The sequence below is a fragment of the Arthrobacter sp. NPDC058192 genome (genome assembly GCF_042883665.1).
Lineage (GTDB): Bacteria > Actinomycetota > Actinomycetes > Actinomycetales > Micrococcaceae > Arthrobacter.
This window is the reverse complement of sequence record NZ_JBHVVJ010000018.1, coordinates 82,258-100,089: the sequence shown is the minus strand read 5'-3', so window position 1 is coordinate 100,089 and position 17,832 is coordinate 82,258. Positions and strand designations below refer to the sequence as shown.

The following is a 17,832-nucleotide window of genomic DNA, read 5'->3' as shown; positions in this document are numbered from 1 at the left end:
GTTGTGTGCAATTCGAGATGTTAAAGGGGACGGAAGTATGCCGGTCACGTTCGCAGCAGAACGTCCCGGATCGCGGCGAGATGCTCATCGATCGCCTTTTGCGCCTGAACAACTTCGCCTGCCACCAGGGCGTCGAGAATGTCCTGATGTTCGGTACATACGGCGTTGCGGCGACCGACGGCCCGGCACACGGCCGAGACTCCCGCCAGGGTTTGCCGGACTTGGAGGTTGCTGTAAGTACGGGAAATCAGTTCGCTTCCTGCCGCATCGATGAGTTGTTGGTGGAACAGCGTGCCAAGCCGGATGAAATGGCGGGCAGACTCCGGGTCGTCGTTGTCCCGGATTGCCGCCTGGAGGTCGAGTGTGTCCTGCATCCGGTCCGCGGGAACCCGCTGTTCGGTAATTACCCACCGCGAGGCATGGCCTTCCAGGACGCTGCGAAGTTCCATCAGTTCGCAAATCTCCCTGCCGGAGATGGCCGGCACGTAGGCGCCACGTTGTGGAATCAGCTCGACCAGCCCTTCGGAGACGAGAAGCATGAGTGCTTCGCGTACCGGGGTGCGGGAAATGCCGAGGTCGGCGGCGAGGTCCGCTTCCTTAAGGAATTGACCCTGCAGTTCCGGATCAGTTAGGACGTTTTCGCGCAGGTGCACATACGCCTTGTCACGGCCGGACGTAGCCGTGCTCGAGATCTTACCCATACCGAGGCCTTCGAATACGCTACGTGGATACATGGCATGCCCGGCCGGCGCAAAGGCCTACCCGGGCGATGACCCTCCAGGCGGCCAGGCGAGGCACATCACGTGCTCGTCCGACCGCCTGGAAGGAAACCTCAGCCGCCTTATGCTGGCTGAAGCGCGGCGTGCTTCTCGCGCACCAGAGGCAGTACCTTCTCGCCGAATATCTTGATGTCGGGGACGTAGTCGACGAACGTCATGAGCACGCCGGCGACTCCCGTATCGCGCTCCATTGTCGCGATCTGTTCGGCCACGTTCTCATAGGAGCCGTGAATCACAGGGAAGCTCATGAAGGTCAAGTTGCCCTCTTCTGGAGGCGCAGTGAGCCCCGCAAGGAAGTGTGCACTCGTGCCCCCGGTCTGAGGATCGAGGGCAGCACTGCCGGCAACGTTCTTCAGCGCCTCCATGTCCCGACCGTCGACAATGTGCTTAGTCTTTGCGAACGCCTCTTCGTCGGTCTCCGCAGCGATGACCGTAAAGAGCGCATAGGTGCCGACCTTCCGCCCAACACGCTCTGCTTCCTCAAGCATCGGCTTCGTGATCTGGGGCAGCAGCTCACGGTCGCCGAAGACGAAATTGTAGTCACCGTGGTGCGCGGTATACACCTGCCCCTTCTTGGACTGGCCAGCCGTGACGATGGGGAGTTCACGACCCGAGCTAGGCAAGCAGGTAGCGTCGTTGACGTCGAAGAACTCTCCCTTGAACGTGGTGCGCCCATCCCGCCACAGTCCACGCAGGATCTGTACGTACTCCGAGGCGTAGTCGTAGCGCTTGTCGTAGTATTCGTCACCGGGCCACAAGCCCATAGGGTCGTATTCCGGGCGGTTCCAGCCGGTGACGAGGTTCACTCCACCGCGACCCTTCGCAACCTCATCGAAGGTCGCAAGCTGACGGGCTGCGATCACTGGAGGAATACCGAGGATCGGAACCGTGGCGAATACATCGATCTTGCTGGTCTGGGCGGCGATGCCAGTAGCCAGGACGACCGAGTCGAGGCAGCCGTCCCAATAGCCGGTCTTGCCGCCGAAGCCGTGATACTTGATCATCGAGAGAACAAAGTCAAGGCCTACGTTCTCGACCTCCTTAGCGATCTCGAGGCAGTGCTCAAAGGAGGGCTCGTACTGCGGCGAGTTTTCCGAAATGATGTATCCGTTTTGGCCATTCGGAAGGAAGACTCCGAGTTTCATTGCTGGTTCTCCAATTTCATTGTTGGTGGATTGCATGCGCGTCAGATTTGTGTTTGACGAACCGCACGCGATTAGTCGGATCGTCCAGGAGGACGGGCGGGGCCAGCAAATCGTTGGACTACCCCGCCTCCGGGCTTCCGCCTATGCCGGTGTACCGGCCTCCATGGGGGCATGCAGGGCGCTGTGCTGCTTGAATGCTCCCCGCAGCGCTGCGTACAGACCGCTGGCTACAACCACGGTTGCGATTGGGCCCCAGGTCGCACCCCAAGGGAAAGTACTGGTGAGGAAAATACCAACCACCGTGGCCACAGCCCAGGCGATCAAGCCCGGGTAGTGGACCTGCCGGTAGTGCTCGTCTCCGAGCAGTCCGTGTTCTTCCTTCCGTGTCCGGTTGAGAAGAATGTGCGTGAGGGCGATTGAGACCCACCCGCTGACCAGAACTCCCTGCCAGGCCAAAGCAAGGAGCAGGTACTGGATGATCGGCAGCAGCATCAGCAAGTAGATGATTACCGAGGAAACGATCACCCAGAATGCCGCCGGAAGCTTGACGCGGAACAGTCGTTCGCCGAATTCCTGCACGTTGGCTGCGCCCATGAAGTAGTTCGCCGTGTTGATTCGGGTTTGGAAGACCAGTATGAGCAGTAGCCCGATTGGTCCCATCAAGTTCACCAAGCCCCCGGAGAGGCCCGCCTCCGAACCATCCAGCCCGGGAATGGTGAATGTCAGGAAGATGCCAACCAGAGCATTTACACCGTAGGTAAGTACCCAGAAAACCCAGGTGAAGGTGAACTTGGTGTGGAAGCCGGTGTCTTGGCGCTTGCCCAACGCTGCGTAGTCCATGACGTACATCATCAGCACCCAGACGCCCAAATACGCCGCGAAGGTGGCAAGCCAGCCAGGGCCACCGGCAGCGAGGGGAAGCTCCGGTCCGGGGGTGTGGGTCAGCCACGCATCCGAGAACCCGTACTTGATGCCTGCCCAGGCCACCATGACGACAAGTCCAAGGAAGTACAGCGGAAGCAACCAGCCGTTGAGTTTGTCCAGGAAGCGCCGGACTCCACCCATGATCAGGGGGGTGGAGTAGGCCACGACCACGAGGCTCCAGACCCAGTTTTCCCCGCCGAAAGCCGTGCGGAACGCGTGCACGATAATGAGGCCCTCAAAGACGGCGTAGTAAATGGCCGTGAGCGCCAGAATCACGCTGGCAATGATGGTGCCGGCCTTGCCCAAGATGGTCCGTGAGAACCGAGCTACCGTGGTGCGGTTGTTGATTGAGTGCTTCGCAAGCACGCGGTTAATCAAGCTGTACACGACGATGGTCAGCACCAGGCCGATGATTGCGTTCACCGTGCCGTAAGCGACCGCCATGGCCGAGCCGATGTAGAGCATGAACATGGCGCTGGCGATGCCGTAGAAGGCCATCAGCAGTGACCATTTTCCCATCTGGTCCTCGTCGGAACCAGTTCGGTATAAGGCGTCCGTCACCTCGACGGTGTTGTTTGTGCCCCTGAGATCCAAGAGTTTCTCCTTTGAAACGTGGAACTTATAGCCCGTGATGGTGACCGGCTGCGCAAAACCGTAAACGTGTGGAGGCGCTGCCCCCGCTCCAGTTCCGATCTGCAAGTCGTACTTGGGCTCACCTGTGATTAATTGGATTGTTGTTCAGGTCCTGCGGGGACCTGGACGGTTGGACTGATTCTAATCGGGCGGAGTCAGTTCAGTTTCAAAGCCATGGGCCGAATGGGCGCACCTGTTGCTCCCTTGAGACGGATCGGGGCTGCGATCACGCAGAACTCGTTGACGTCATCCGCCGAAAGCTCTTCAAGGTTCAACAGCTCAATCATCGGTACACCGGCCTCCGCGAGGAAGTGGCAGTGACCCGGAAGCCAGTTGTCTTCATGGTGGCTTGGGCCAACCTCCACGCACTCCTGGTCTGCGCCAATGACACTGATTCCCTGTGCGGTGAGCCAACGGGCAGCGTCCAGGCTGAGGCCAGGAGGGTTACCAAGGGCCTTGCTGCCGTCCGGCCAGAAGGCCATCCGACCTGTTCGGACGAAAACAACGTCACCCTGCCCGATGGTCAGACCCGTGCGCTGCAACTCGTCCTCAATATCCGCGACCGTGATGGCGTAGGAGTCCTCGAGGCACTGGACACCTTTGAGTTTGGCGATGTCCAGCAGCACGCTGCGGGCGATGATCGGCGGGATCGTGTCCACGCCGCCCTTGGTCCAGTTGCGGCTCCCCAGGTGTTCCTTTGCTGTGAAGCCGTTGTAGATGGCGCCGTCGACGCCGAAATGGTTGAGGGCATCGATGTGCGTTCCCGTGTGGGTGTACAGGAACACGACATCGCCCGAGTAACAAACGTGCTGGTTGACCTGGTCCCCGGCGCCGTTCAGGTTGTCCACCACCGTGCCATCAGGCGTGTGGCTCATGAAAATCTGGTAGGACGGGTCGCCGGCCGCCTGGAAGCTGGGCATCCCAACGAAGTAGTCCACGCTCAGGTCATAGACCTTTGACGTATCTACACGTCCCAAGGCATTAGCCTGGGCCGCCAGAGCAAGAGTGTTCAGCGCGCCGAGCTCGTCGTCAGCACCATAGGGGCTGGTGGCGACCTTGATGCCGGCCTTCTCTTCTGCTATGTTCGCCGTCACTGTTACTCGGCCTCGCGAACGAAGTCGACAACCGCGCGACTGCGGACCATGGGCAGCAACTGCTGTACGATCTCTTCGTGGAACGGGTCCGACGAGTAGGCTTCGAGGTCGGCCCAGGAATCGAAGTCCGTGATCAGGACGCCGTCCCAAGGGTCACCGTTCTCGTTGGGTTCTCCCACGTGGCCGCCCAGTTCCCAGCTGCGAATCATGGTCAGCTTGTCGGAAAGCTGGGTCAGAAGGTCAAGGATGGCCGAGTTTTCAGCCGTTTCTGCTGCCTGCCAAATGAATACGTGCCTAATCAAAACTGATCTCCTTCTCGATCTGAAGACCACCGCTGCTGCGTTCCGATAGCTTGTACGCCTTGTGTACTGGTGGTCTTTTTCTTGTGTATTGCAATCTTGCTTGCGACTTCGTCTATGAGTCCAACACATGCTTGTCATCGGTCCTATCTATGTGGATCATGAATGCATGGAGCTACAACAATTCCGCTACGTCGTGGCCGTGGCCGAGGAAGGCAACTTCACCCGGGCCGCCGCACGCTGCTTCGTGGTGCAGTCAGCACTAAGTCACCAGGTCAAACGCCTAGAGGAAGAATTGGGCGTCACCTTGTTCAACCGGACAAGCAGGCGCGTGGAACTTACCCCGGCAGGCACGGCCTTTGTGGCAGCGGCGCGTTCCACGCTGCACGCCGCGGAACGGGCAGCTGTGGACGCCGCAGCGGCCGCCGGCCACATAACAGGACGCCTAAGCGTAGGAGTCATTCCCACAGTGACCGCAATCGAAGTTTCGGCATCGCTTAAGGCCTTTCGAGAAGCTCATCCCCAGATCCACATAATGCTGCAGGTCGGGGGCAGCGACGAACTGGAGGCCGCGATTATTCGAGGAGATCTAGACGTTGGCTTGCTCGGGCTACCGGAAAACCGGCAACCACGCGGCGTAGCTTGGCGGCATCTGGGCTCGGACCCGCTGGTTGCTGTCGTCAGTCAGGAACACCGACTTGCAGACTCGCACGAGGTACAGCTAGGAGACCTGGCCCAGGAGACATTCTCCGACTTTCCCAGCGGCACCCCCGCACGGGAAGAAAGCGATCAGGCCTTTGCCGCCGCGAACATACACCGTGAAGTGGCCTTCGAATCAATGGCCACAGATCTCACAGTAGATCTGATTCGCCACAACCTGGCCGTAGCTCTCCTTCCAGCCGGATACGTGCCCCGCCATCCCGCCTTGGTCAGCATCGCTATTGCCGATGGGCCGTCTCGATCCGAATACGTGGCCTGGAGCAGCTTCAACCCCAGTCCAGCGACGCACGCATTCCTCGAGATCATCACCCAGAACGGAAGGTGAGGCTCTTTATCGAGCAGGCCGCACGCATGTCACGGGTACGGATCTACGCCGTGCCTCCCTGGTGGCTAATTCATCCGTACAAGCAACGGCACTGCAGACTTCCCCGACAGAGCCGGCTGCCGCATGCTGGGCCGCCGAGGAACTGGGATGGCGGACGCAGCGCTACTCGGGAGTCCGCTAAGCGAGCAGCAGACCGAACCTCCGAAAGAGCCCTCTTCTGCGGCCCCTACCCTTGCGGTGGCGATATGTCCTTGACCGGCCCCTGCGGTCGCCGGGGTCGCAACTGGCCGCAGGGCACGAACTGCTCCCAAGGGAAGCCAACGGGTTCGCTGCCTGCCCCAGCACAGCGGCCGAGGAGTTCCGCCCGTAGTCTGGCGGCCGTCAAGGGTGAGCGGAAGCCGGCCCCCGCCGCCCACCGTAGGGGCCGTTTCGTTGAGACGGCCCCGTTGGGCAGTGGCCGCGGCCGGAGCAGACCTTATTGCCGGCCCTGGCCCTTCCCACATTGTCCACGCCGGCTACGCAGTGGGTTTCATTCAGATCCCTGACGGAACGCAGCCCATCGTACTGCCTCGCGCGGCCGTCTCGGGCGGAGGCGACACCACCGGGGACCGATCATCACTGCGGACATGAAATCTGCTGGCCCGTTCAGCCGCGGGAATCGTGACGCAATTTCATGCAGTGACCATAGATCAGGCACTGCCCACACGTCGGGAAGATGCCGACCGGCTGCAGGACCCGTCAGCTGCCATGTCCGCCTAACGAACCTCAGCCTCCAAGGGGCGGAGAGACCGGCCCGGCACCTAGGGCGCCGGGCCGGTCTCCTGTATAGCTAGGCCTCGCTAGGTGCGGCTGTTTCATGCCCAGTTGGAGGCCGAGCGGCGTTGCATACTCGCACGGAACTGGGCGGTGGTTTGGGGGAAAAGCTCTCCAGTTCCCCAGTCCAGGATCACACCGTGGCGGCGGATGACGTCCAGAAGGTCCAGTTCGCCAGCGCGGTAGCGCTGGGACACCAGTGCGGGATCGGCGCCCAACCAGCCATGCCGCTGCGAGCGGATGTGCTCGCGAAGTTGCTTGCTTTCGGCCTCATCGACTTCGAAGAGATCCAGGTCCTTGTCGATCTCGCGGATGACCACGCCGTAGTCCTTGGCAGCACGTTCGAGAGAAACATACTCGTCGATGACGTCATCCAAAACTTCACTGCAGGGCCGCTCGAGGGGGTCGCCGTAGCCGCCGCCACCGGCGGAGGGCCGGGTGAAGGAATCTCCTGACTGCAGCGGTACTGCCGAGAAGTTGGAGCCGAGGAATTTCTCGTGCTCGGTGCCCTTGTTCATCCATACGCCATGCGGGATGGATGGGAGGCCGCCCTCGATGCCCCAGGTGATGGAGCGTGCGCGGTCGCAGCAGTAACTGACTACGGTATTTGTGGCGTCCACCAAAGTGCCGCCCTTCTCGATGCCAAGACCGCCCCGGAAACGCCCCGGTCCGCCGGAGTCGATGCCCATCTGATGGACGGTTGTGAGGACGGGCGAGAGACGTTCCTGGCCTTCGACGGGTTGGACAGCGAGACCCGGGCCGAAGACCGGTGCCGTGGCGCTCGAGCCGTCTTTGCTGGCGCGGCCTCCCCAACCACCGGCCATCCAGTCGTACCACATGAAGTACGGGTTCTCGGCGGTGCGTCCATCGCGGCCACCAACGAGCAGGTATTCCAGATTGAACGCACACGCCATCGCGCGCTCGGGCATGATTCCGGACCACAATTCGAAGATGCCGTTCATCAGCTTCTCGTATGGGCCGGAACAGAAGCCCGTCACGGCGTAGGGCCAGCCGGCGTTGACCACGGTTCCCTCGGGGCCAATGACGGCCTCGACCGCAGCGTAGAAGCCGGAGTTCAGAGGCACATCGGGGAAAAAGGTCTTGGTCCCTGCATAGATGGCAGAGTGTGTCGTTCCATAACCCGAGTTGAGAAAGGTTTCGACTGCCGGGGCGGAGCCCGTCAGGTCGTAGTGGATCCCCTTGCCGTCCAGGGTCAGTTTGATGTTGATGGGGACCAGGCCTTCGCCCTTGCCCGGGTCGAAGTCGATGTAATCGGTGGTTTCCCAAACGCCTTGGGGAAGGTTTTCCAGCCGGCGTCGGACGATCCGTTCGACATAGTCTTGGGTCTCCTGCATGGCAGCGACCACAGTCTGCTTGGAGTATTTGTCCACCAACCGCAGGATCTCGCGTTCGCAGACTGCCGTCGCCTCGGACTGTGCGTGAAGGTCACCCATGGCCTGACGGGGGGCGCGGGTGTTGGATACGAGGAGTTGGGCTACGTCGTGCAGGAACGTCCCCTTCGACCAGATCCGGACCGGGGTGATGCGCAGGCCTTCGCCGAAGTGTTCCTTAGCGTTGACGTCGAAGGAGCCCGGCACGTTGCCGCCAATATCGGCCCAGTGTCCCTTGTTCTGCGCGTACGCGATGATCTCACCGTCCGAGAAGATGGGCCGTATGAAACTGACGTCATTGAAGTGCGTCCCGCCTCTGTACGGGTCGTTGATGGCGAAAACGTCACCGGGGTGGATGTCCTGATCGAATTCTTCGATGATGGCCTTGCACTGGAAGTGAAGGGTGCCGACATGCACGGCGATGTCGCCACTGCCCTGCATGACAGTGTTCCCTGTGGCGTCGCACAGTGCGGACGAGAAATCGCGGGAGTAAATGACAAATGAGTAGCAGGTCCTGAGGATCTGTTCACTCATCAAATCCACGCTGGTGACAAACGCGTTCTTGAGGACCTCGAAGGTGACGGGATCAAGGCCGGACGCCTGGCGGGCGCCGGAGTGCGGTGCGCGCAGGTCCGGCGCGGTGGCTACATCGGTCATGGGTCAGCCTTCCTGCTGGGTAGCGAATTCGGTCAAGTGGATCCGGATGTTGAGCCAGTCATCGATCTCGGCTGTCGTGCGTGGCGGCACCACCGTAGTGGAGTCGAGCTGGTCGATGATGGCAGGTCCGGAGAAAGTAGCGCCGGCGCCGAGTTTGGTGCGGTCATACACGGGGGTGTCTACCCAGCCGTCCTCTCCGAAATACACGGGCCGTATCGTCTCAGGCTCACCGGGCTCAGTTACGTGTTGCCGCGCCGGGGCAAATGCCGGTTTGGGAGTCTTGCCGATGGCAGAAAGCTGCAGCTGGTAAATTTCGACGGGCTGGTCGTCCTGACGGAAGGCGAACTCCCGTTCATGCTGCTGGTGGAAGCCCTGGATGGCCTCCTCCAAGGCGCCCTCGCCCGAGCCGATATTGACCGCAAGAGAACGCCACTGTCCCTGGTAGCGCATAGATATAATCCGCTGGAGTACCGAGTTCTCCTCGGCCACACCTTCGTGCCGAAGCCGTGCGGCGGCTTCTGCTTCGAGAGACGCGAAATGCTTTTCCAGGTCCTCGGGGTCGGCTTCAGTGGCCAGGGCCGTGTACATAGATGACAGATCGTGGCGGATGTCCACCAAAAGACAACCCATGGCCGAGGTGACACCGGGGTTCGGCGGGACGACAACGGTGGGAATGTTCAATTCCTTGGCCACCTCGGCCCCATGCAGTGCCCCCGCACCGCCAAAGGCGATCAGCGCGAAGTCGCGGGGGTCGTAGCCGCGGCGGATGGAGATCAAACGGACGGCATCCGCCATGTTGGCGTTGGCGACCTGCAAAACGGCATGGGCAGCCTCTTCAGTGCTCATCTCCAGGGGCTCGGCGATGACCTGCTGGATCGCCGTCTGCGCTAGTCCCTTGTCGAGGGTCTTGGCTCCACCGGCAAGCGTTGATCCGAGCCTATTCAAAGCGACGTTGGCGTCACAGTTGGTCGGCAGGGAGCCGCCCATGTCGTAGCACGCCGGCCCTGGGTCCGCGCCGGCGGACTGTGGGCCATTGCGCAGCGAACCGGCGATGTCAATGTGGGCGATCGAGCCTCCACCTGCCCCAATCGTCAGAACCTCGATACTGGGGAAGACGATCGGGTGTCCGTACTCGACCTGCCATTCCTTGGTAATCCGAAGCTCTCCGTCCGCGACGAGCGCGATGTCGGTGGATGTGCCGCCCATGTCCAGACCGACCGCGTTCTCGTAGCCGCACTGCTGGGCTATGTGCTTGGCCGCGATCGCACCGGCGGCGATGCCGGACGCGGCGAGGCGAACAGGGTAGCGCTTGACCATTCGTGGTGTCATGGAACCGCCGCCCGAATGCAGGAGCAGCAGGTCGCCGTCGTAGCCGCCGTCTTTGAGCTCATCCGCGAGCCGATTGACGTATCCGGAGACCAGCGGCCCCAGAACGGCGTTCGAAACAGCGGTGTTGAACCTGTCATGTTCGAAGATCTCCGGGAGGATCTCTGCCGATGTGGACACTGTTGCTTCGGGAAGTTCCTCTTCGAGGATCCTCCGCATCCGGATTTCGTGTTCCGGGTTTGCGTAGGAGTTGATGAAACACACGGCCACGGTGGCGACGCCGCGTTTGCGCAGTTTTGCTGCCAGACTGCGGGCCTCGGCCTCATCTAGAGGGGTGACGACGTTTCCGGCGAAATCGATCCTCTCCGTGACCTCGAAGCGGTCGCGACGCCGGATGTAAGGGCCGCTTACGTCGTTGTAAGCATCCCAAAGGTCGTCCTTGGTTCCGTCACGGATCTCGATTACGTCCCGGAACCCCCTGGTGGTGACCATGGCTGCTGCCGGAAAATTACGGGTAATCAGGGCATTGGTGGCGACGGTGGTGCCATGGGAAAACAGGGTGACATCTTCGAGGTTGATCTGAGCACGCTCCACCCCGTTGAGGATGGCGAGCATGGGATCGGCGGGGGTAGAAGGTACCTTGGTGACCCGCATGCGCTGCGAGTCTTCATCGAAAATACACACGTCCGTGAAGGTACCGCCCACATCGACGGCAACTCTGACATTGGACATCTAGTTCCTCCAGGGTGGAATTAATGGGGTAGGGACAACCTTCCGCTGTGACATTCATCTCTGTCACTGGCGTAAGTAAAATGATCCGCAGGATCCGTTGTACAAATTCCAAAAGTTTCTCCGGATCGATTGCACGCCCTAGTCGGAGGCCTCCTATTGACTGCTGCCAGACCCGTCGTCACCCTGCATGACGTCGTTACTGAAGCCCACCTTGGCTTGTCCCCGATCGTGCCGGGGCGTCCGGAGATTGTGATCACCGGCGCCCACACCAGCGACATCCACCACCCTGGGGAATGGCTCGCGCCCAACACGGTATTGCTGACCACCGGCCTGCGGTTCGTGAATGCCCAGCTGGAGGAGCTATTGGCCGTAAAGCTGGTCGATGAGCTACGGAAGGCCCGGGTTGCTGCGCTGTTTTTCGGCGTCGGTGTGTACTTCGAGGAGGTTCCGGCTCAGCTAGTCACCGCGTGCCACCAAGTGGGATTTCCGCTATACACGGTGGCCCATGAGGTGCCGTTCTTCCGCATCGAGAACTACATCAATGAGTCACAAACCGCACCGGATGCTTACGTTCAAAAGCGCGCACTATGGCTGAGCAACGATCTGATGCAGAGCCTCTCGGCGGAGGATCCAATCAAGTCGCTTATCTCACGGTTAGCCACCGCATGCCGGGGCACCGCGGTGCTCTACGACGCGTCCGGCCGCATCGTGGAGTCGTCTGGTGACGGCCCGCTTCATCTCATTTGGAAAGAGATCCAGGCGGGTGACAGTGTCGCGGAGCTGATTGAAATAGGGCGGTGGGCCGCCATGGTGAGTCCCACGGTGCTCAAGAGTGAGAGCTACACCCTGGCAGTGGCCAGCATGAACCACCGCGTGCTGCGTGACTTGGGTGAGTTGCTGCTGGAGACCACCCAGCGGCTTCTGGCGGCAATCCACGGTGTTGCCCAGTTTTCGGATACGCGCTCCCGTCACGAAAGCATGCAACTTTTGACCATGCTCCAGGACGGAGTCGCGCCCGCCCGGGAATTCCGGCACTGGGAGAGAATGCGGGCCTTCAGGTTCATCCCGTATCAGCATGTGCGGGCCCTGGTCGCCTCCAATGTCGACGATGCCGTAATGGACCCGGTGGTTGCTGAACTGCTCCAGCGCCGCGGAGAGACCAGCGGCCTTGGCCTGCTCCTGGCCGAGAACGGACGGAGCCCGGACAGCCCACCGGGATTTCACGCAATAGTGTCCGATTCGGTCGCCCTCGAACCATGGCTGGAGTTGCTGGGTGACATGGTGTTTGTGGGCTTGTCGGAGCCGTTCGCGGACCTCGTTTCCACGCCGGAGGCCTTCCTCGAAGCTGAAGCCGCTGCCGGCATAGCTCGTAGACAGGCACACGCCATGGTTCGTATCGGCAGACCGCTCTGCGGACGGACAGTGCGCTTGGATGATGTTGACCCGGCAACCTGGCTGCTGGGCCGCAAGCTCTCCTCCAAAGACAGAAGCAAACTGAATTCCTTCACACGTGCCATTGATGGCGACCAGGAGTTGAAAGACACTCTGGTGCGCTACTTCGCCGATGACCTCGATGTCGCCACCACCGCGGCCGGGCTCTTCGTCCATCCCAACACCGTCCGCTACCGCCTGCGAAAAGTTGAATCCCTTATCGGCGGTTCTCTGTCAAACGCTCATGTCATCACGAACCTCTATCTGGCCTGTCACGACGACATCATCGCTCTGAGGTCCGAGTCGTCATCCTTGGCTGCCATTGACTCGTGATTAGGTGGAGTAATAAAGGGGGAACTCATAAGACGTTAAAAGTCAGGATATTGCACTTCGGGAGCTCGCAATTACGGAAGGGGCGACTTCCGAAGGAGCGTCCAGATGATCCGTCACCCGTTCAGCGGCGGCATGATTTTCCCTTGCTGCAAGTAACAGGCCGGCCAGGGATCATTCTCGGGACACCACCAACCGCTGGAAGGCGCATGGCGCCTGTTTTTGCGGGGTGCACTTAGGTCCACCGACTCATCAAGGCGGCCTTTACGAAGTCGCTGCCTCTTCTAAAGGGCCGATAATGGATCTCTCGTCGGCCTGGTGGATCAGCTCAAATGGTCCCATCGAAGCCGCAGCGCCGTTTTTGCGTAGCGTCGATGTCTTCCATGCTGGCCACGCCGCCAGCCAGTAGCGCGAGTGCCTCCTGCTGCGCGGCGCCCACCAGCCGGTTGGCGACGAAGCCCGGGACCTCCCGGTTGATCAGCACCGGCGCCTTGCCCAGGCTGCCGGCGAAGGCAAGGGTGGTGTCCACGATCCCCTGGCCGTTCCGGCGTGCCGCACTACTTCAACGCATTCCATGACGAGGACGGGATTGAAGAAGTGCATATTGCACACCTGTCCGGGCCGGCCGCTGGCCCCGGCCACGGCGGAGGAACAGATGGTGGAGGAATTGATGGCCAGGATGGCGTGCGGCGGGGCAAGCCGGCCGAGCCGGGCGAAGATGGCCTTCTTGATGTCCAGCCGTTCGGTGGCGGCCTCGATGACGAAGTCGGCAGCGGGTGCCACCGCGTTCAGGTCGGTGCTGAAGTCCAACAGCTCATGGGCCTGCCCGGCCTGCTCCGCAGCCAGTCTGCCGGACGCCACCATTTTGTCCATGCGGTCACGCAGTCGGGCGGTGACGTCGTCCAGCTGGCTTCGGACAGGTCCTGGACGGTGGTGGGGTACCCGGCCAGGGCGGCGGTCAGGGCAATCTGGGACCCCACGCCGCCGATGACGAGGACACGGGTGACGGGGTGCTGGACTGGATGGTCACGCCGGTTCCGTAAGGAAGGTGGGGCTACGCGGGCTGTGCGCCGGCCAAGGCACGGCCGCCGCGGAAGTACACGGTGGTGGTGTGCGTGTAGAACTCCCTTGCGGCCCGCCCCTGTTCCTTGGGTCCGTAACCGCTCTTCTTGGCTCCGCCGAACGGGACGTGTGGGTCCGCGCCGGCCGATTCTGAGTTCACGTGCAGGATTCCGACGTCGAGCTCGTCCATACCCTCCAGCGCCAGGGTGACATCCTGGGTGAAAAGCGCCGCCGAGAGCCCGAAGTCGCTGTCGTTCGCCAGGTCAAAAGCCTCCTGCGTTGTGGCTGCCCGGCGGACACTGAGCACGGGGCCGAAGAGCTCATCGCGCCAGACATCCGCACGGCGTGCGCCCGTCAGTTCCAGGATGGTGGGGGCCACGAAGTGGCCGTCGGCCCGTGCCGCATCGGCATAGGGCACACCCCCCGTCAGGAGCCCGGCGCCCTGGTCCAGCGCCGCGGTGATGCCGCGCTGGATGGATGTCCGGGCGTCGCCGCTGATTACGGGGCCCATCTGGGTGGACGGGTCCGCGGGATCGCCCACCAGCAGGGACTGGGCCCTGGCGGACAGCCCGGCGAGGAATTCATCGGCGACTGCGTCCGCCACGATCAGCCGCGACGTCGCCGTGCACTTCTGCCCGGTGGAGCGGAATGCGCCGAGCATGACCTGCTCCGCGGCAAGTTCGAGGTCCGCGTCGGCCAGGACGATCGCAGCGTTCTTCCCGCCCATCTCCGCTTGGATCGGCACGCCCCGGCCCGCCGCCGCGGCGGCCAGCATGCGACCAACACCGGTGGAGCCGGTGAATGACAACCCGTCCAGCGCCGGATGCTCCACCAGCGCGGTCCCGATGGACCCGGGGCCGATCACCAGATTCAGGACGCCGGCGGGCAGGCCGGCCTGCTCCAGAGCCTGTGTCAGCCGCATGGCCAGCAACGGCACCATGCTGGCCGGCTTCCACACCACGGTGTTGCCGTACGTCAGGGCCGGCGCGATCTTCCAGGCCGGGATGGCGATGGGGAAGTTGAACGGCGTCACCACCCCAACGACTCCCAGCGGCTTGCGAGTGACAAAAATTTTCTCGCCCCGGCGCGGGGAGGAGTAGACCGTCCCTGCCTCACGGTCGCCGTCGTTGCCGTAATACCGGAAGATCTGCGCGGCGCGCAGCACTTCACCCTGGCCCTCGGCCAGCGTTTTTCCCTCCTCACGGGCCAGCTCCAGCCCCCAGGCCTGCGCGTTCGCCTCCAGGATCACCGCCGCGCGCAGCAGCACCGCACCGCGTTCATGGGCCGGCGTGCGGGCCCAGCCATGCTTCGCTGCTACGGCGCTGGCCATGGCGCGGTCGACGTCGGCCGCGCCGGCCTGCAGGCCGCGCGCCACGGTTTCGGCCGGGCGGGCGGGATTGACGGAAGTGATGATGCCTCCCTCGCCCTGGCACCAGGTGCCCGCGACGTAATGCTGGAGTTCGACTGCTGTGCTCATTGCCCGAGTTCCTTTACTGGCGGTCCTGGCCGGCGGTCCTGCCGCCGCGTTCTCGCGGCGGCTCAGCGGAAGGCCGAGATGCCCGTGATGTGGTTGCCGAGGATCAGCGTGTGGACCTCGTCAGTGCCCTCATAGGTACGCACCGATTCGAGGTTGTTGGCGTGCCGCAGCGGCGAATAGCCGAGGGTGATGCCGTTGCCGCCCAGCATGGCGCGCGCATCGCGGCAGATCCGGATAGCCTCGCGGCAGTTGTTGAGCTTGCCCACGGAGATCTGGTGCGGCTTGAGCTCGCCTGCTTCCTTGAGCCGACCGATCTGCAACGCCAGCAACATGCCCTTGTTAATTTCCAAGGCCATGTTGACCAGTTTCTCCTGGGTCAGCTGGTAGCCGGCCAGCGGCTTGTCGAACTGCAGCCGCTCCTGCGAGTAGCTGAGGGCGGCCTCGTAGCTGTCCCGTGCGGCCCCCATGGCACCCCAAATGATGCCGTACCGGGCCTCGTTGAGGCACTCGAACGGGCCGCGTAGCCCCTTGGCATTCGGCAGCATCGCGACGGCCGGGAGACGGACCTCGGTCAGTTCGATATCGCACTGGATGGAGGCCCGCATGGAGAGCTTGGGCTCAATCGGGGTGGCCTGGAACCCGGGGGTGTCGGTGGGCACGATAAAGCCGCGCACGCCGTCGTCCGTCATGGCCCAGACAATGGCGATCCCGGCGATCGAGGCCAGGCCGATCCAGCGCTTGGAGCCGTTGATGACCCAGCCGTCACCGTCGCGGCGGGCGAAAGTCTTCATGCTGCCCGGATCGGAGCCTGCGGTGGGCTCGGTCAGGCCGAAACAGCCGACGACGTCGCCGGCGGCCATCCTGGGCAGCCACTGGTTCTTCTGCTCCTCGGAGCCGTGCTTGTGGATGGCGCTCATCGCGAGCGAGCCCTGCACGCTGACGAAGGTGCGCAGGCCGGAATCGCCCGCCTCCAGTTCCATGGCGGCGATGCCGTATTCCACGGCGGACCGTCCCGGGCAGCCGTACCCCTTCAAATGCATGCCCAGCAGGCCCAGCCCTGCCATGTCCTTGATGATCTCCACCGGGAAGACAGCCTGCTCATACCAGGCGGCGATATTGGGCCTGATGGTGCTGTCCACGAAGGACCGCACCTTGTCCCGGATGGCCAGTTCCTCGGCGCTGAACAGGGAATCGATGTTCAGCAGGTCAGAGTTCGGCAGGTCATGGGAATCGTTCATGGTGTTCTCCAGGAGTGTGCGGGGGTTGGGCTTAGACGGCTGACAGGGCAGTGGCGCCGGCAGTGTTTTTCTGGGCATCATTGGCGGCCACGATCGCACTGCGGAGCACGTCCAGGCCGTCGCGCACCAGTTCCGGCCCGGTAACCAGGGGCGGCAGCAGCCGGATCACGTTGCCGTGGGTGCCGCAGACCAGGACCAGGACGCCCTGCCGGTGGCAGGCGGCCGCCACTTGGGCCGCAAGATCGGCGCGCGGCTCCAGCGTGTCCTTATCTGCGAATTCGACGGCGAGCATGGCACCGCGGCCGCGGAACTCCGCAACGATGGCCGTGCTGTCCACGAGGGGCTCCAGCACTTCGCGGGCGGTAGCCTCAATGGTCAGGGCGTTCGCCAGCAGCTTGCCGTCTTCGAAGGCCTCGAAGACCCCGAGGGCGGCGGCGCAGGCCACCGGGTTGCCAGCGTAGGTGCCGCCCAGGCCGCCGGTTTGCGGGGCGTTCATGAGCTCGGCCCGACCCGTGACGGCGCTCAGCGGCAGGCCGCCCGCCAGGGCCTTCGCGGTCAGAGTGAGGTCGCCGGCGACGCCCTCGTGCTCGCTGGCAAAGAGCGTGCCGGTCCGTCCCATGCCGGTCTGTATCTCGTCCATCACCAGCACAATGCCGTGCCTGGTGGCCAGTTCCCGCAGCCCGGCCAGGAAACCCGGGGCGGGGACCAGGAAACCGCCTTCACCCTGGATGGGCTCGACCACCATCGCGGCGAAGGACGTGGGGTCGTTCTCGAGCAGCAGGGCCTCGACGCCGGCCAGGGCGGTGGCAGCGGTGGTTTCCTCGCGACCTGCAGCCCACAGCCGGGTGGCCGTGGGGGCGCGGAAGACCTCGCCCGGGAACGGGCCGAAGTTCTTCTTGTACGGGTTCACCTTGGCGGTCATGGCCATCGTGAGCAGGGAGCGGCCGTGGTAGGCGTCGTCGAACACCAGCACCCGCTCCCGCCCCGTGGCGGCGCGGGCAATCTTGACGGCATTTTCCACGGCTTCCGCGCCGGTGGAGAAGAGTGCGGTGCGCTTCGGGAAGTCTCCGGGGGTGTGCTCATTCAGCCATCCGGCCACCTGCGTGAAGGAATCGTATTCAGTCACCATGAAGCAGGTATGCGTGAAGCGGTCCATCTGGGCGGCCACTTGCGCCTGGACCCGGGCGTTGGCGGCGCCCACGCTTGTCACGGCGATGCCGGACGCGAAGTCGATGATGCGGTTTCCGTCAACGTCCTCCAGGACGCCGCCGGACGCGCGGTTGATGAAGACGGGCAGGGCCACGCCGAAACCCGAACTGACCTGATCTTCCCGCTTTCGGTGCAGCGCTGCGGAGACGGGGCCGGGAATGGCGGTGGCGAGGTGGCGGGTCTGGGGGAGGCTCTCAGCGGAACTGGTCATGTAGACAAAGTAATGTCCCCGTTCCCGGCTGCCATT

14 protein-coding genes are annotated in these 17,832 nt (G+C 62.8%); 2 read left to right on the top strand and 12 right to left on the bottom strand.

Going from position 1 to position 17,832, the window contains the following annotated elements; all coding sequences use genetic code 11:
- Positions 1 to 44: 44 nt before the first annotated feature.
- The 5 genes from ACFVVK_RS17490 to ACFVVK_RS17470 all read right to left on the bottom strand — a co-directional run bounded on the left by ACFVVK_RS17490 (position 45) and on the right by ACFVVK_RS17470 (position 4,877).
- Positions 45 to 701 carry a GntR family transcriptional regulator gene (locus ACFVVK_RS17490; RefSeq protein WP_390269717.1) on the bottom strand — a complete coding sequence of 219 codons (657 nt, stop codon included), beginning with the start codon at positions 699 to 701 and terminating at the stop codon, positions 45 to 47.
- Between the two features lie 140 nt (positions 702 to 841).
- Positions 842 to 1,960, bottom strand: a complete 1,119-nt coding sequence (locus ACFVVK_RS17485; protein WP_390269714.1) for an LLM class flavin-dependent oxidoreductase — start codon at positions 1,958 to 1,960, stop codon at positions 842 to 844.
- A gap of 105 nt (positions 1,961 to 2,065) precedes the next feature.
- On the bottom strand, positions 2,066 to 3,442 hold the full coding sequence (locus ACFVVK_RS17480) for a purine-cytosine permease family protein (protein ID WP_390269711.1): 1,377 nt from the start codon (positions 3,440 to 3,442) through the stop codon (positions 2,066 to 2,068).
- Between the two features lie 194 nt (positions 3,443 to 3,636).
- Positions 3,637 to 4,575: a cyclase family protein gene (locus ACFVVK_RS17475; protein WP_390269709.1), complete on the bottom strand. Its 939-nt coding sequence runs from the start codon at positions 4,573 to 4,575 to the stop codon at positions 3,637 to 3,639.
- Between the two features lie 2 nt (positions 4,576 to 4,577).
- Positions 4,578 to 4,877 carry a Dabb family protein gene (locus ACFVVK_RS17470; protein WP_390269706.1) on the bottom strand — a complete coding sequence of 100 codons (300 nt, stop codon included), beginning with the start codon at positions 4,875 to 4,877 and terminating at the stop codon, positions 4,578 to 4,580.
- 127 nt (positions 4,878 to 5,004) lie between these two features.
- On the opposite strand from ACFVVK_RS17470, the gene ACFVVK_RS17465 reads away from it, so the two are divergent.
- Positions 5,005 to 5,919 (top strand): LysR family transcriptional regulator, encoded by a 915-nt coding sequence (locus ACFVVK_RS17465; RefSeq protein WP_390269703.1) that lies wholly within the window; start codon positions 5,005 to 5,007, stop codon positions 5,917 to 5,919.
- Positions 5,920 to 6,773: 854 nt separating this feature from the next.
- Here the strand turns inward: ACFVVK_RS17465 and ACFVVK_RS17460 are convergent.
- Complete coding sequence (locus tag ACFVVK_RS17460) at positions 6,774 to 8,780, bottom strand: hydantoinase B/oxoprolinase family protein (RefSeq protein ID WP_390269700.1); 2,007 nt, start codon at positions 8,778 to 8,780, stop codon at positions 6,774 to 6,776.
- 3 nt (positions 8,781 to 8,783) lie between these two features.
- Complete coding sequence (locus ACFVVK_RS17455; RefSeq protein ID WP_390269697.1) at positions 8,784 to 10,838, bottom strand: hydantoinase/oxoprolinase family protein; 2,055 nt, start codon at positions 10,836 to 10,838, stop codon at positions 8,784 to 8,786.
- 156 nt (positions 10,839 to 10,994) lie between these two features.
- Here ACFVVK_RS17455 and ACFVVK_RS17450 point away from each other — a divergent pair, with 156 nt between their 5' ends.
- Positions 10,995 to 12,602: a helix-turn-helix domain-containing protein gene (locus ACFVVK_RS17450; protein ID WP_390269694.1), complete on the top strand. Its 1,608-nt coding sequence runs from the start codon at positions 10,995 to 10,997 to the stop codon at positions 12,600 to 12,602.
- Positions 12,603 to 12,927: 325 nt separating this feature from the next.
- Here the strand turns inward: ACFVVK_RS17450 and ACFVVK_RS17445 are convergent, their stop codons facing one another.
- The 5 genes from ACFVVK_RS17445 to ACFVVK_RS17425 form a co-directional block, all read right to left on the bottom strand.
- A complete protein-coding gene (locus ACFVVK_RS17445; protein WP_390269691.1) occupies positions 12,928 to 13,128 on the bottom strand; it encodes a 3-hydroxyacyl-CoA dehydrogenase family protein in 201 nt (66 codons plus the stop codon).
- On the bottom strand, positions 13,077 to 13,472 hold the full coding sequence (locus tag ACFVVK_RS17440; protein WP_390269688.1) for a 3-hydroxyacyl-CoA dehydrogenase family protein: 396 nt from the start codon (positions 13,470 to 13,472) through the stop codon (positions 13,077 to 13,079). The genes ACFVVK_RS17445 and ACFVVK_RS17440 overlap by 52 nt, the downstream gene beginning before the upstream one ends.
- 181 nt (positions 13,473 to 13,653) lie before the next feature.
- Positions 13,654 to 15,138 (bottom strand): aldehyde dehydrogenase family protein, encoded by a 1,485-nt coding sequence (locus ACFVVK_RS17435; protein WP_390269685.1) that lies wholly within the window; start codon positions 15,136 to 15,138, stop codon positions 13,654 to 13,656.
- A 62-nt stretch (positions 15,139 to 15,200) separates the two neighbouring features.
- Positions 15,201 to 16,376, bottom strand: a complete 1,176-nt coding sequence (locus ACFVVK_RS17430; RefSeq protein ID WP_390269682.1) for an acyl-CoA dehydrogenase family protein — start codon at positions 16,374 to 16,376, stop codon at positions 15,201 to 15,203.
- Positions 16,377 to 16,407: 31 nt separating this feature from the next.
- Positions 16,408 to 17,796 carry an aminotransferase class III-fold pyridoxal phosphate-dependent enzyme gene (locus ACFVVK_RS17425; protein WP_390269679.1) on the bottom strand — a complete coding sequence of 463 codons (1,389 nt, stop codon included), beginning with the start codon at positions 17,794 to 17,796 and terminating at the stop codon, positions 16,408 to 16,410.
- Positions 17,797 to 17,832 lie beyond the last annotated feature (36 nt).